The 15,609-nt window shown below is 38.3% G+C and carries 10 protein-coding genes; 4 read left to right on the plus strand and 6 right to left on the minus strand.

Going from position 1 to position 15,609, the window contains the following annotated elements:
- Nucleotides 1-81: 81 nt before the first annotated feature.
- Entirely contained in the window at nucleotides 82-552 is a 471-nt protein-coding gene (locus ACFSR3_RS03650; protein WP_379819767.1) for a hypothetical protein, read from the minus strand.
- A gap of 274 nt (nucleotides 553-826) precedes the next feature.
- On the opposite strand from ACFSR3_RS03650, the gene ACFSR3_RS03655 reads away from it, so the two are divergent.
- From ACFSR3_RS03655 to ACFSR3_RS03665, 3 genes are read left to right on the plus strand one after another with little or no spacing between them, the layout of a single operon-like run.
- Nucleotides 827-1,348, plus strand: a complete 522-nt coding sequence (locus ACFSR3_RS03655; RefSeq protein ID WP_379819768.1) for an RNA polymerase sigma factor — start codon at nucleotides 827-829, stop codon at nucleotides 1,346-1,348.
- 42 nt (nucleotides 1,349-1,390) lie between these two features.
- Nucleotides 1,391-2,290 carry a FecR family protein gene (locus ACFSR3_RS03660; RefSeq protein WP_379819769.1) on the plus strand — a complete coding sequence of 300 codons (900 nt, stop codon included), beginning with the start codon at nucleotides 1,391-1,393 and terminating at the stop codon, nucleotides 2,288-2,290.
- Between the two features lie 23 nt (nucleotides 2,291-2,313).
- Nucleotides 2,314-4,812: a TonB-dependent receptor plug domain-containing protein gene (locus ACFSR3_RS03665; protein WP_379819770.1), complete on the plus strand. Its 2,499-nt coding sequence runs from the start codon at nucleotides 2,314-2,316 to the stop codon at nucleotides 4,810-4,812.
- A gap of 49 nt (nucleotides 4,813-4,861) precedes the next feature.
- Here the strand turns inward: ACFSR3_RS03665 and ACFSR3_RS03670 are convergent, their stop codons facing one another.
- The 5 genes from ACFSR3_RS03670 to argS all read right to left on the minus strand — a co-directional run bounded on the left by ACFSR3_RS03670 (nucleotide 4,862) and on the right by argS (nucleotide 12,764).
- Complete coding sequence (locus ACFSR3_RS03670) at nucleotides 4,862-6,262, minus strand: peptide-N-glycosidase F-related protein (protein WP_379819771.1); 1,401 nt, start codon at nucleotides 6,260-6,262, stop codon at nucleotides 4,862-4,864.
- Nucleotides 6,263-6,375: 113 nt separating this feature from the next.
- Nucleotides 6,376-8,046, minus strand: coding sequence for an MBOAT family O-acyltransferase (locus ACFSR3_RS03675; protein ID WP_379819772.1), 1,671 nt, complete (start codon nucleotides 8,044-8,046; stop codon nucleotides 6,376-6,378).
- 3 nt (nucleotides 8,047-8,049) lie between these two features.
- Complete coding sequence (locus tag ACFSR3_RS03680; protein ID WP_379819773.1) at nucleotides 8,050-9,483, minus strand: LysM peptidoglycan-binding domain-containing protein; 1,434 nt, start codon at nucleotides 9,481-9,483, stop codon at nucleotides 8,050-8,052.
- On the minus strand, nucleotides 9,473-10,972 hold the full coding sequence (locus ACFSR3_RS03685) for a hypothetical protein (protein WP_379819774.1): 1,500 nt from the start codon (nucleotides 10,970-10,972) through the stop codon (nucleotides 9,473-9,475). The genes ACFSR3_RS03680 and ACFSR3_RS03685 overlap by 11 nt, the downstream gene beginning before the upstream one ends.
- Nucleotides 10,973-10,982: 10 nt before the next feature.
- Nucleotides 10,983-12,764: an arginine--tRNA ligase gene (argS, locus tag ACFSR3_RS03690; RefSeq protein ID WP_379819775.1), complete on the minus strand. Its 1,782-nt coding sequence runs from the start codon at nucleotides 12,762-12,764 to the stop codon at nucleotides 10,983-10,985.
- A gap of 378 nt (nucleotides 12,765-13,142) precedes the next feature.
- Between argS and ACFSR3_RS03695 the strand changes: the two genes are divergently transcribed.
- Nucleotides 13,143-15,545 carry a TonB-dependent receptor domain-containing protein gene (locus ACFSR3_RS03695; RefSeq protein ID WP_379819776.1) on the plus strand — a complete coding sequence of 801 codons (2,403 nt, stop codon included), beginning with the start codon at nucleotides 13,143-13,145 and terminating at the stop codon, nucleotides 15,543-15,545.
- Nucleotides 15,546-15,609: the final 64 nt, after the last annotated feature.

Consider the following 15,609-nt stretch of genomic DNA (forward strand, 5'->3'; position numbering starts at 1 on the left):
TCCAGAAGCTTATCTTCTGGATCAAAATATCTTCTATCCGGTAATAAAACCTCCAAAAAAGACTATACTACTTAAATTAATTTAGTTCTTTTGAAAAGTAAGATAATCAACTCCTCCATCGCCTCCGCTCACATCAACAAGTTTAATCTCTGTCCCTGTTCTGGTAGCAATATCCCAATCATCGGTCAAATCAACAAATTCAAGAGGCTCAGTGAAAGTTATATCAATATCAATATCGCTGTCAAAGCTGTCATCAGTACTATCATCATCGCTGTTATCGTCATCATAAACCGACCATGCACCTGTATAAGTATTGGTCCCGTTTGTAGCTGTAAGCACTCCATTTTCACCAAAGGTAAAATTATACCCTTCAAAATTCCCTGTCTCGTCATTACCGTCTTCCTGAAAAAGAGTAATTCTCCAGGTTCCTGACTTCAGGTTGTTTGCTACTGCATTTGCATTGCCGTTTACATTATACTTCCCGTCATCATCTGAACAGGCAGTCAGTCCCATAAAAGCAAGACAAGCAACAAATAGATTGATTTTTTTCATTGGTTTAGTATTAAAATATTAATGTAAAATTAGTAATGATGAACATATAGAGCAAAATTTTATAATTTTTTTAAAGTTTCACTCATTAATGCTGATACAAATAAAGTAAAATTCTACACGATTTGAAATCGTAAATTAGAAGCTGCCCAAACTGGTTTAGAATTTGCAAAAGTTGATTTAGTATTTGTCCAAAAAGCACATTTTTAATTTTTTACAACGCTTTGTATGCAACTTCTATTTTTTTTATAATTTACGCCCACTTTTACAAGCCAAAATGAAAGACAATTCACTAAAGGGCATTTGCGAGGATATTATTTTTGCTAATTTTTTTAAAAACCATGCAAAATCATTACGCAATTACCTGTACTACAAATACGGAAACGAAGAGCAGGCAGAAGATGTTACCCAGGAAGCATTTATAAAGCTATGGGAAAACTGCGCTAATGTACCTTTAGACAAAGCCAAGTCTTTTTTATACACCGTTGCCAACAATACGACGCTGAATCAGATTGCGCATCAAAAAGTTGTTTTGGAGTATTCTAAAAAAAGTGCTCCAAAAAATACCGACAACCAGAGTCCGGAATTTTTACTTGAAGAAGACCAGTTTAAGACTAAACTGCAAAATGCCATTGCTAAACTTACCGAAGCCCAGCGTACGGCATTTCTTTTACATCGTATCGATGGAAAGAAATATCATGAGATATCCGAAATTCTCGGTATAAGTGTAAAGGCTGTAGAAAAGAGGCTTCACGGAGCACTAACAGAACTACGAAAAGAAATTGACAACCTTAGGTAGGGTAATTTAAAAGAAAGCTGTTATAGTAAAAAAGGAATAAAAATGAACAACGAGAATATGTTAGCAAAATGGCTCAATAATGAGCTGGACGAGAAGGAACTAAAAGCCTTCATGGCCACGCCTGAGTATGCTACTTACAATAAGATAAAAGAATATTCTGCGCAGCTTACCGTTCCTGAAGCTGACATGGATGCTTTGTATTCCCGAATTGAGGCAAACAAAAACAGACCGGCAAAAGTAAGAACCATGAGCCCATGGATATCTAGAATTGCAGCAATGCTAATCCTTACATTAGGTGTAACTTACTTTGTATATACTAATAAAACCACAACAGCCTTTGCTGAAAACGGACAGCGTACAGAATTCCAACTACCGGATAACTCCTCAGTGACATTAAACTCGGGATCTGAAGCCGATTATAAAGCCTGGAATTGGAAAAATAATCGTAAATTGCATCTTGATGGCGAGGCTTACTTTAAAGTAGCCAAAGGTCAGACATTTGATGTGATTACGACTATGGGAAAAGTTACCGTAGTAGGTACGCAGTTTAATGTAAAAGCAAGGGACAACCGTTTTGATGTAACCTGTTTTGAAGGTAAGGTCAGAGTAAGCAGCAATGGAAACACCATCCTGCTTACACCGGGAATGAGTGTAGCTTTTGATAATGGCAAACAGTTAGATATGCCTTCAGAGGAAGATACTCAACCGGGATGGCTTACTTATGAGGTAAACTATCAGCATGAAGAACTGGGCCGAATCATTGAAGAAATGAAACGTCAGTACCGTGTAGATATCGAACTTTCGGATAAACAAATCAGTACTATAAAGCATTCCGGTAAAATACCAATGAACAACATTGGGGATGCCCTTGAGATTATTGAAACTGCTCACCATTTAAAATCACATAAAGCAGGCAATAAAATCATACTCTCTGTTGAATAATGCTAAAAATCAGGCATCTTTTGATGTTCTTACCGCTTTTATTTATCGTCCCCAATATTTTTGGGCAGAACGAAAATAAAAGTATTGAGCTCAAAAAACTGCTTGAAGACATGGCGCTTTACCATAATGTAAAGTTCAACTATGCCGATAAAGACATCGAAGGCAAACTTATTTCTCCGCCTGAAATATTCCTTCCGTTAAAAGCCAAACTGGTATACATAGAAAATCGTACCCATTTAAGCTACAAAGAAGTTGGTGGATATATCGTAATATATTCTGCCCCATCAATAGCTAAGAAACGTTGTGCTTACATAATCGATGAAGTTGGCGATCCCGTAGACAGGGCTGTCATACAACTTCCCGACAACAGCAAAATTGTTACCCGACAGGATGGTTATTTTGAACTGCCCGCTTCTCTTACCGGAAGTATCTTTATCGACCACCTTAACTACGAACCCATAAGCATAAACGTAAAAGAGTTTAAGGATGACTGTAAAGCCATTGTTTTAAAACTCGAAGTACTCGAACTTCAGGAACTGATTACCGAGCGTTATATTGCCACGGGTATCTCCAAAAAAAAAGATGGAAGCTTTACGCTCAAACCTAAAAAGTTTGGCATCCTACCCGGACTAATAGAACCCGACGTGTTGCTTACCATGCAGCAGCTTCCGGGCATAAGCAGCATCGATGAAACCGTATCTAACATTAATGTTAGGGGTGGTACGCACGACCAAAACCTGTTTTTATGGAATGGCATACGCCTTTATCAAACCGGTCACTTCTTTGGATTAATTTCGGCAATTAACCCTAACCTGGGTAATGAGGTAAAAATCTTTAAGAACGGAACCTCTGCATTTTATGGAGAGAGCGTATCGAGCGCCGTTGATATATCGTCTCATACTAAAGATATAGGAAATGGTAATTTTACCTTTGGAAGCAACATGATCAATGTTGACTTTTACACCAGGATAAAAGCCAGTGAAAATGCAAATTTCGAAATTTCAGCCCGACGCTCATTTACTGATGCCATAGAATTCCCTACCTATAGCAAGTACTCTAAAAGGATATTTCAGAACACTATAGTTACCGACCTGGATCAGAGCACCAAAATAAACTACCAAAGCGACAAAGAATTTTACTTCTATGATTTTACAGGACAATATCATCAGAAAATAGGAACTAAGCACAACCTGTTTGTAGACTTCATTGGAATTAGAAACAATCTTGACTTTACTCAAGGGAGTGTTGTTATTACAGAACGCAGTAATCTTCAGCAGCTAACACTTGGCGGTTCGGCAGGCTGGAATACGCAATGGAATAAAAACCACAGCAGCGAAGCCAGTTTTTATACTTCTTATTATAATGTTGACGGAAACAACTCATCAATACAGTCTGGACAGGTAATGCAGCAAGGCAATACTATCCTTGACATGGGACTAAAGATCGCTGACCATCAAAAGCTAACCGACCGTTACCAGTTGCACACCGGGTATCAATATAACGAGATAGGTATCGAAAATTCAGATCGGGTTAACGAGCCATCTTACAGCAGGAATATTAAAGAGGTTTTAAGAACCCACGCTCTTATTGGCGAAGTTGAATATGATACCGAAAATAAAAAACTACATTCAAGAGCCGGAGTGCGTTTAAATTACATTACCAAATTTGGCATGGTCTACCCTGAACCACGTTTACAGGTAAATTATACTCTGACTCCCGACTGGCAGCTTGAAGGCCTTGCCGAAATGAAAAGTCAGAGCACTTCACAGATTGTTGAACTTCAGGGTGACTTTCTGGGCATAGAGAAAAGAAGATGGGTGTTATCTAACGATAAGGATGTACCCGTTCAAAAAAGCAGGCAATTATCTATAGGAGCAACCTATAAACGCAATGGCTGGCTTATATCTTTAGAAAATTATTATAAAAGGGTAAAAGGTATTACCTCAGGCGGACAGGGCTTCCAGGATCAGCTGGAACTCTTGCATGACACAGGACAATATTCTGTATGGGGAAGTGAATTCCTTGTTCAGAAACAATTCAAAAACTTCTATACCTGGATGAGCTATACGTTAAACGACAACAATTATAAGTTTGACAACTTTATTCCGAACAAATTTCCGAGCAGTTTTGAGATCGAACATACTATAAATACCGCTGCAATTTATGAGTGGAAAAAAGTAAAAATCGCATTAGGTTCCAGATGGTTTACCGGCAAACCTTTTACGCCTGCGATTAGCAACGCACCGGAATTTGTTACACCTTCCAGTCCTGTTGTTCAGTATGCAGCACCCAACTCGGCAAACATCCAGAACTTTTTCCAGGTAAACTTCTCTGCTTCTTATGTTATAAAAGCCACTGAAAAATCGCAATTACAGTTAGGCCTTTCAGTACAAAATATTTTCAACCGCAAAAATATCATAAACAGATATTACCGTATTAACAGTGACAACAACGGTATCGAAGTTGTAAATACCTATGCGCTTGAGCGCACCCCCAACGCACTTATAAAATTTACATTTTAGACATAAAAAAAGCGCCTTAAAGGCGCTTTTTAAATTATAATAGAAATCATTATTCTTTAATGATCTTCTTAATCACCGATTGGTTATTGTCAAATGCAATTTTTACCATGTAAATTCCTGACTGGAATTGAGTCATATCAATTTTATCAGAAGAACCTGTGTAAACATTCTGACCTAAAGTATTAACCACATTTACTGATTTAATAGCAAGACCGCCTGTATTTATTGTAACAAAATCATTTGTTGGGTTAGGGTAAACACTTACCGCTTCTTTAAGGAAAGTTTGTTTGTCCAATACTAAACCATCAATGCCTTCTCCTGTTAAATAAACAGACATTGGAAAATATCCCTGATCTCCTGCAAATACTGCATCCGGAACTTCAATTCTATATGTGTGCAGACCTGCCGCAAGATCTCCTAACTCAACAACGCGGTTAGGAATTTTATCTCCCGGACACCAGTTATTCCAGTACCAATAAGCATCATCATCAGGCATAACAGGAGGATTGCTTGTTCCGTTACACTGGTAATAAATACAGTTTACCTGAGTGTTGTATTGAAGGTAAGGTATACATGATACACCTCCCGGTTTATATTGTAGTTTTAATTCATCATCAAAATAGATAAAGTGGTTTCTTCTAACATACTCTTCACCTTGACTATTTGATCCGTGGTTAGAAGTAATAATATGAAGCTGTGCGTTTTGAACCGGAGCATCAAGAGTTACATACAATGATCTTACCGTTTGATCTAATACATCTGTACCATCAAGGGTATAGTTTTTTAGCTCATACTTAAAAGACAATGGTGTAACAAATGAAGAAGCTGGTGTTGCAATATTTTCATCAGTAGTAGACTCGAAAGTTAAAGAGCCCATATAAACATCTTTTCTGTTAGCACAAATTGGAATTTCAACAGCCGCACCTCCCTGGCCAGGGCCACCCTGATAACCATAAACCTCAAGTTCTATCCAAAGATCATAAACCGCTGTTAATGCCTCATCGTGGAAAAGGTTCGTTAAATGATTAAGATCATATACATAAGGTACCTCCGTTACTGTAGTATTAGTCAGTCTCATGAAAGGAGTAATAAAACGGCCAATCTCAATTCTTTTAACCTCGTTATAATCATAAGTTGTTTGTCCTTTAGGTACAAAGGCAAGGTTTACGTTACCAATCCTGTCATAGTTATCACAAAGCGGGCTAAGTGTAACTGTCATGGTAAGTGTATTACCGAATGCATCAAGTTCCTCCTGCGTAAGCATTCTTCCATAAGAAGAGTTAGAGTTACGAATAAGTCCTTCAGGAACAGGTTCGCTTACAGTTTCACCATACATTCCATAAAAAATAGCACCATCAAACGGCGTAAGCGTATATGCCTCCTGTGCCATAGTTTTGAACGGAACTGCAAAACCTGCAAGTAACGAGAGTAATAGTAAAGTTTTCTTCATAGTAATAAGTTAATTTAGGGGCGAAAAGTACACAAAAAATTAACCTAAAACACACATTTAGCTTTCAAAAATACTGATTTTCAGCTAAAAACGAAATATTCCTACATATAACCCTAAAACTGGAAATAAATAAATGGTTGTGGTCCTGCAGAAGCTGCAGCATAAACCAGCCAGTACACCAATCCTAAAACAATCCCCTTAACAACAAGAGGGGTTTTATCAAAGGTGTTTCTCAGTGTAGAGGAAAAACTTTCCGGAAGGAAATGCCATACATAACCTATAAGCATAAGAAGGAATACATTTTTATACCCCATAATGATAGTTTGCCATTGTTCAGGGGCAAACTTCACCAGGCTTATGTTGTTAATAACCTCCAGTGCTGTAGTAAAATCTTTAGCACGGAAAAACAACCAGCAAAATGCGACAAAATGGAAAGTCAGGATTATTGAAAAGAAGTTCCATACACGTTTAGCTCCTGTTTTAGGTGCCCCTTTTCGCTCAGGGAAATATTCTGCAAATAATTTATGTACTGCCAAAGCCATACCATGCAGCGCACCCCAAATAATGAAACGTAGGCTCGCACCATGCCAAAGTCCGCCCAGCAACATGGTTGTCATCAGGTTCACATTGGTAAACATGGTTCTGTCTTTGTCTCTTGAAAGCGCAAAAGTAAGTGTAAACACCAGTAAAGAACCAATACCAAGTATAAGCGGCAGGTTACTCTCGGGCCCATAAGTTGCACCCCACACTATTAATGAAAGGAAAAACACAACCGGGAAAAAGAAACCCGCAAAAGAGCCATTTCGGTTACCACCTACTGATATATAAAGAAAATCCTTTAACCATGTAGAAAGTGATATATGCCACCTTCTCCAAAATTCGGTGATAGAAGACGAGTTATATGGTGTACGGAAGTTAGTAGGCAGCTTAAATCCTAAAAGCAGCGCTATACCTATCGCCATGTCACTGTAGCCTGAGAAATCACAGTAAATCTGGATGGTGTAGCCGTAAGCAGCCATAAGGTTCTCAAATGGTGTATAAGCATTAGGCAGGTCGAATACCCTGTCAACAAAGTTGATGGAGATATAATCGGATATTACCGTTTTTTTGATAAGTCCGCCAATAATAAGGAACAACGCCCTGTTTACATCTTCCCTCGTAAGTTCAAGCTTAGCATAAATTTGCGGAATGAAATCCTTAGCTCTCACAATAGGACCCGCCACAAGCTGTGGAAAGAACGATACGAAGAAAAGATAATCAACATAGGTTTTAGTAGGTACTATTTCTTTTCTGTAGATCTCTATAATGTAACTTATCGACTGGAAGGTATAGAATGAAATACCCACCGGAAGTATTACTTTGTAAAATTCGAAATGAGCTCCAAAAAGGTCATTATACGTTCCTATAATAAAGTTTGTATACTTAAAATACCCTAAAAACGTAAGGTTAGCAATTACACTAAACCACAAGTAGATCTTTCGGTATGTGGTACGCTCTTCCCTGTAAAGAAAATAACCAAGCGTATAATCAACAACTGAAGAAAACAGCAGCAATACGAAAAGCATACCGCTTGAATTAAAATAAAAATAAAGCGAGAAAAATATGGTATATACAAGCCTTGCCCTAAATGTATTCCTTAGCAGTATATAAAAAAGATAAAACAGCAGAAACAATCCCAGAAACCTCCAGGTATTGAATAGCAAAGGCGATTTCGCGTCATAGGCAAACAATTTTACTATGTCTTCGCCTGAAAATTGCGAAAAAATATCTGAAATCTGCTGCATTAGTTAGTAACCGTTATTAAGTTTAAAATTATCATAAGCATTCAGGAAAGCTTCACTAAAAAGCCTGCCCTGTTTTTCATATCCATCTTTAGAGTAATGTACCCTGTCTGTACTCATCAGTCCTTTGGCAGCATTTCGGTTAACGCTGAAAAGCCCTCCCATCTCGGAAAAAAGGTCCCAAGTGGCATAATTTTTTTCAGTCTCTTCAACTAATATCTTTTTGGCATAATCTGCGACAAACATATTAGGATATTTCCTTTTAAATAATGACGGTGGTGGTGTCATTACCAATATCGCTGCATCAGGATTCTTTTCCTTTACATTTGCAATGAAAGTATTAAGCTGAGTTTTGTAAGCATCACCATTCATTTTATCAAATGACTCATTGGTTCCTAGAGAAATAATAACAAGATCAGGACTAAGCGCAGGAAGCTGATCAAAAAACAAAGGATATTTATTATAATCAGAACATTTCGCTCCGTTAACCCCTATACTATGATATAACAGCCCGGCATCATCTTTCTCCAGAGATACGCCGCTAAGTGTATATTCAACAGGTCCTTTAGCAGGCAACAGATAAATTTTATCCAGTTGGGCATCGCTGTGATACAAACTAGCCTTTGCTTCGGTTGTAAGTGCAAGAGGTATAAACTCTGATCGTTTTACCTGTTTCTTTTGCATCTGGCTTGTTGGAATCTTAAGAATTTTTCCTGCCCTGATATTATCACTTTTAAGTCCGTTTGCTTTTTTTATCTGAGCAATACTTACATCATATTTATTAGCTATGCTTCCTAAAACCTCCCCGCTCTTAATACGGTGGGTTATTTTTTTAGGAACCGTAGATTCAAGCACTATAGTTTTTGAACTTGTTGCCAAATCGAAATAAGGCTTATTACCCGGTGTGATAACCTTTATGGTATTAAAGTCGTAAGAACTATCTCTTACATTAAGAGCCAGTACAAAATCTTCACGGGTTTTAAGAGCTATACCGCTTAGCCCTACATTCATTCCGGCTTCTTGTGAATATATATTTCTTCTGCTTTGCCATGAGGCATTCGAACTAAAGCCTACATAACGTCCGCCATTGGTACGTGCCAGTTTATACGGAAATGAAAACCCGCAACCCGCATTACCAAAACGCTCCTGCAAGTTTTTACGTATTACCCCTGTCATCAAGTCAGCCTGGATATGGGAATCGCCAACATGAACAATATTTACATGCCCCTTTTTTTCTTTTTCCATCTGATAAAGCTTCATAAAAACAAGCTTTAAGGCAGAAGTATTGGTAATAATATTGTCACCGGAAACAATTTCGGTAGTATCAATATTTACGTAACCTGCAAACACAGAATCTATCTCCACTTCGGTAGTATCGACCTGTGCTGATGCAGAAAAACACAACAGCAGGAATAGTATGGCTAATAGCTTATTCTGCATTTGTGGTGTCAGGTTTTTTGATTATAGAATCCTGCTTTTTAACAACAGGTTTAGACGGCTCCGCAACTGTAGGCGCTGACGGAACGGTTGGAGCCATTCCCCTTAGCTTTTTGTACTGTTCATATCCGTTATTTATCTGCTTATAAATAAGATCTGATACTTGTTTAGCTCCTCTAAAGTTAAAGTGCGTATAATCCTTATTTGCTTTTGCAGGTGCTTCCTCAACCCATTTTACCATCGAGCCGTCACCCCCCATCAGTGTATAAAGATTAATATAGGCAGCCTCAGAACTTACAGCATATTTACGTTGTGCACGTGTAAGCGGCACTACAGCTGAATCGGTTTTCATTTCAAGATCATACTTGGTAGACTTATCTGCTGTAGAAATAATAAGTATAGCTACTCCCGGGAAACATTCGCGGAGGTGCGCCACAACTCTGGACATTTTCTTCTCATACCAGGTATAATTTAGTGATCCATAGTTCAGCACGTTTGTACCATACTGAAGTATAATAAGGTCATATCCAAGCTTTTCATTGAAAGCCTTCATTACCTCGGTATTAAAAGTTGCGATAGGAAGTCCCGAGTTACCCCTGTTCGAGAAATTATCAACATGAACACCTCTTCCGTTATCAAAATTAAATCCGTAGAAAGGAATCGAATCAGCTTTAACAAAGTTAGCCTTAAACGATTTTATATCTCCTGTCCCAAGACTAAGCGCATTTACCTTTTTTGACGGATTCAGTTTTTTAGCGATAGTATCTTTACCTACTATAAAGTTTACACTTGCCTCCCTGTTTCCTGATTTACCATAGAAAAGTGTAGGATTGTTAAGTGAAGACAAATGCGAAAGGTTACTGGCTTTATATTTTACCCAAACCGGCTCAACTGTATCTTTTTTAACAAAGAATACGTGTCCGTTGACACCGAATGGCTTAACAGGATTTTTTACATTTAGATACGAAAGCGTTTTCCAGTTAGATGAGAACTGGTGCGAAATCGTGCTTCTTGATGGTGCCGACTCTGATGTAATATTTACAAACCCTACGCCTTCGCCACCAAACCTGTTCTGAAGGCTTGCCCTGAATTCTTTAACGATCATATCGCCATCAGTCATAGAGTCACCAAAGTAGGCGATCCTTACATTACCCTGTTGTTTGGTTTCCAGTTGAAGTAGCTTTTCATAGAAAAGTACCAAATGCTGATAACCTTTATAATCATCAAAATTTTCTGTCGGGAACTTAATACCGTTTACAGCCTCAAAGCTAATACGGCTGTTATCCTGTAATGTATCGTTTTGCTCTTCCGCTACACCTTCATCTTCAGCTGCAGCTTCGAGCGCAAGGCTGTCTACTACTACATTTTTAGTTGCAACAGGAGTTTCCGAGAATATCTTCTTTGGTAAAAATGGCTTAAACACCAATAGCGATATCACTGATATCACAATAATGGCATACGACTGAAAAAAGTAAGGCTTATTCTGGTTCATCACTCAACAATTACATACGCTCTGGCATATCAATGCCAAGCAGGCCGAAAGCGGCTTTTATAGTTTCACCAACTTTCTTAGAAAGCTGAACCCTGAATAGTTTTATATTCATATCTTCTTCTCCAAGTATAGATACTACCTGGTAGTAAGAACTGAATTCTTTAGCAAGGTCATAAGCATAATTAGCAATTATAGCCGGGCTGTAGGAATGAGCCGCTGTTTGAACTATAGTAACGAAAAGTTCCATCTGTTTGATAAGATCCTTTTCTTTTACATGAAGTTCAACATCTGTCACATCTTTAGCTAAATCAAAATCAGCTTTACGCAATATAGCCCTTGTTCTTACATACGACATTTGGATGAAAGGCCCAGAATCTCCATTAAAGTCAATAGACTCATTCGGATCAAAAAGAATGCGTTTCTTAGGATCTACCCTAAGCATCTGGTATTTAAGGGCACCAAGGCCAATAGTCTCATATAGTTTTGCTTTCTCCTCGTCTGAGTAACCTTCAAGTTTACCCAGTTCTTCAGAGATGCTTTTTGCAGTAGCGGTCATTTCTGCCATCAGGTCATCTGCATCAACTACAGTACCTTCACGGCTCTTCATTTTTCCTGATGGAAGGTCAACCATTCCGTAAGACAAGTGATATAGGTTCTGAGCCCAGTCATATCCTAATTTTTTAAGGATTAGGAAAAGCACTTTAAAGTGGTAATCCTGCTCGTTACCCACAGTATATACCATACCGCCAACATCTGAAAAATCTTTCACACGCTGGATTGCAGTACCTATATCCTGGGTAATGTATACTGATGTCCCGTCAGAACGTAATACGATCTTACGGTCTAGCCCGTCAGAAGTAAGATCGATCCAAACTGAACCATCAGGATCTTTTTCAAACACACCTTTAGCAAGGCCATCGGCAACTACGTCTTTCCCTAAAAGGTAGGTATTGCTTTCATAATAGTTCTGGTCAAAACTAACGCCTATGTTTGCATAGGTTTCTTCAAACCCTTTGTAAACCCAGCCGTTCATTTTATTCCAAAGTGCCATTACCTCAGCATCACCGGCCTCCCATTTACGAAGCATTTCCTGTGCTTCAAGAAGTATTGGAGCTTTTTTCTTAGCCTCATCCTCGGTCATACCTGAAGCTACAAGCTCGTTTATCTCATTTTTATAGTGCCTATCAAACTCGACATAATAATTACCTGCAAGTTTGTCTCCTTTTATGTTATCGCTATCCGGAGTTTCACCATGTCCAAATTTCTCATACGCCAGCATCGACTTACAGATGTGAATACCCCTGTCGTTGATAACCTGTGTTTTGTATACTTTTTTACCTGCTGCTTCAATAATGTTAGCTACAGAATATCCAAGCAATACATTACGGACGTGTCCTAAGTGAAGTGGCTTATTGGTATTTGGCGAGGCATATTCTACCATAACAGCTTTGCCATTCGGGTCGTTTGCCGGAAAAGCAAATTTGTCATCGTTCTTAATACCGTTGAAATAGTTGATATAGTATGCATCGGCAATAACAAGGTTAAGGAAACCACCTACCACGTTGAATTTTTCTACCTCAGCAGTATTTTCAACCAGGTACTCTCCTATTTTACTACCAAGCTCGGCAGGATTAGTGCCTTTTATAACTTTAAGCAGTGGAAAAATAACCATGGTAACATCACCCTCAAATTCTTTCCGTGTAGCCTGTAGTTCAACTTTTTCTACAGTTACACCATACAAAGCTTCAACCGCTTTGATAATTTGGAAAGTTAAGATATTCGATAATGCCATTTTGTATTATTTTTTTAAGCGTGCAAAGATAAACATATTTTACCAACGTCCTGAAACGATTTTTTCTAAATAAATCATAATTTAAAGCCCAATCTCTTTATTATCCATAAAAAACGAAGACACTGATTAACAGTAGATTTCATTTCAGTACAAGGTACACCAAAATTCTTCAAAATTTGTTAAGCTTATTTTGTTTCTTTCTAAATAATATTTTTTTCGCATTTTTTTGTAACAAAACACACTCTTGATTGTCTTATTGTTAAATGCATAAAGCAGGATTGTTATTAAATTTTGCCAGTGCATGAAGGGTAACTTGTATTGAATGTTAGTTTTACAGACGGTACCTTTGCCAAAAAATCATCAATCAAATCACGAACAATGAAATTTAAGTTCTTATGCATGCTCCTGCTTGGGAGTATCATGACTATGGCTGCCCAAAACACAGGTACCATATCGGGTAAAATTATTGACAGCAAAACAAAAGAGGCACTACCTTACGTTAGCATTGTCCTTAAGGAAAATGGTACTGTAACCGGTGGGGGCATTTCTGAAGAAAACGGAACTTTTACCATCAAAAGCCTTCCGCTGAAAAACTATGCTGTGGAAATACAGTTTATGGGATACAAAACCGTAAACCTTACGGCAAATCTCAGCGATTCATCAAAAAGCGTAAATCTCGGCACTATTAATATTACCGAAGAAGCTTCAACACTGGATGAAGTAAACATCGTAAAAGAAGTTTCTACCATTGAGCAAAAGCTGGACCGCAAGGTTATAACCGTAGGCCGTGACTTAACCACTGCAGGAGGCACTGCATCGGAGATTATGAATAATATACCATCGGTAAATGTCGATCAGGATGGTAATATCTCTCTTCGCGGAAACACAAATGTAAGGGTACTTGTAGACGGAAGACCTACTAATATTGATCCTGCCCAATTGCTAAAGCAAATTCCCGCAACCACTATTAAAAAAATTGAGCTGATTACCAATCCGAGTGCAAAATACAATCCGGAAGGTATGAGCGGTATTATAAACATCGTACTTCATAAAAACTCAAAGGATGGTTTTAACGGAAGCTTTAATGCCGGTCTCACTTTTGGTGAAACCCCTAAAACCAATAATTCGTTAGACATGAACTACCGCAAAGGGAAAGTTAATTTCTTTACAACCCTTGGCAGTAATGAGGGCAAGCAATTTAACGGTGGATTTGTCAACCGCCTTGACAAAGACTCGCATCAGCTTATCGATGTCGTGAATGACAACAAAAACTTCCTTGGTAAAATTGGTATGGATTACTACATTAATGACAACAACACATTGTCAGTATATACCAACCAAAACTACAGCAGCGGCATTGCTACCATAGCTACTAATGCTACTTACGACCCTTCTTTAGGGCAGCCGGATATCTCGCAGGTATCTGATCTGGACGGTGACAGCTATAACAACTCCTACAACTTGGCTTTTAAGCATAAGTTTGAAAAAGAAGGGCATACCCTTGATTTCGAAGGCAACTATAATGACTCTCAGGAAAATCAGAATGTAGATTACAACACCACAATCGGTACTGGCCCTGGATTTTATTATGACAATGTAGAGGATAACCGTCAAAATATGACCTTAAATCTAGACTATGTAAATCCTTTGAGTGATAAGTCTACACTAGAGTTTGGCGCCGAAGCAAGGCTGATACGCTCAGACAACATTTATAGTACAACAAACCCGCTTATCGTTGAACTTGGCCAGGAATATGTTGATTACACCTACGATCAGGATATATATTCACTATATGCCACATACGGGCAGAAATTTGAGAAATTTAGTTACCAGCTGGGTGCGCGTTTCGAAAGCTACAAAGTAACTGCAAACAATACCGGTATACCGGCGTTTAAAGATGATTACCTAACAGTATACCCTTCGGCTTACCTGACATACAGCCTTAATGAGAAAAATATGCTGCAATTAAGCTACAGCCGTCGTGTAGACAGGCCAAGCCTTGAGCAGACAAAACCAATCAGGGAGTTTGCTACACCGCTTTTCACCTCGATAGGCAATCCTGAACTGAAACCACAGTTTACTAATTCAATTGAATTTAATTATACCAAAATGTTTGGTAAAGGGTCTTCTATAACTGGTGGTGTATTCTACAGATTGATAAATGACGAGATTAGCAGAATACTGTATCCTAACGAAACTACCGCAAACAAAGATGACCAGGTAATGAGCTATGGCAACTTCAACAACAACAATGCCTTTGGTTTTGAAGTTTCTGCAAACTACAAAGTGAACAAATGGCTGGACATGCAGCCTGCAATAGACTTTTCGAGTATTGATCAAAAAGGTAGAATCTCTATCGAGCAGACCGACGGAACCTATATCGTTGAAACCAAAAGCATAACAACAAATGCTTTTAACGCAAGGCTTAACGTTAACCTAAAAGCAAACAGCAGATTAAACTTTAACGTATTTGGTTTCTACCGCGGGCCGGTAAACGGAATCCAGAATGATACTAAAAACATGTATAAAATAGACAGTGGTATGCGTTATACACTGCTTGACAACAAAATGACACTTAGTCTTCGTTACAACGATATGTTCAAAACTATGCGTTATGGTTTCGAATCAAAAAATCCGTTTCCACAGGAAGGAGAGTTCCGTTGGGAAAGCCGTACGGTGTACTTCGGAATTAACTATATGTTTGGAGGAGGTAAAAACAGAGCATTACAACGCAAGCAACGCGACGACAATACAAAACAAGCAGGTGGTGGAATGTTCTAAGCTACTACCTGGCAACAACTTAATATGATATCTTCATATTAAATTTAGGTTTAGGTTGGAAAAA

This window comes from Flavobacterium suzhouense (assembly GCF_042684765.1).
GTDB lineage: Bacteria > Bacteroidota > Bacteroidia > Flavobacteriales > Flavobacteriaceae > Flavobacterium > Flavobacterium suzhouense.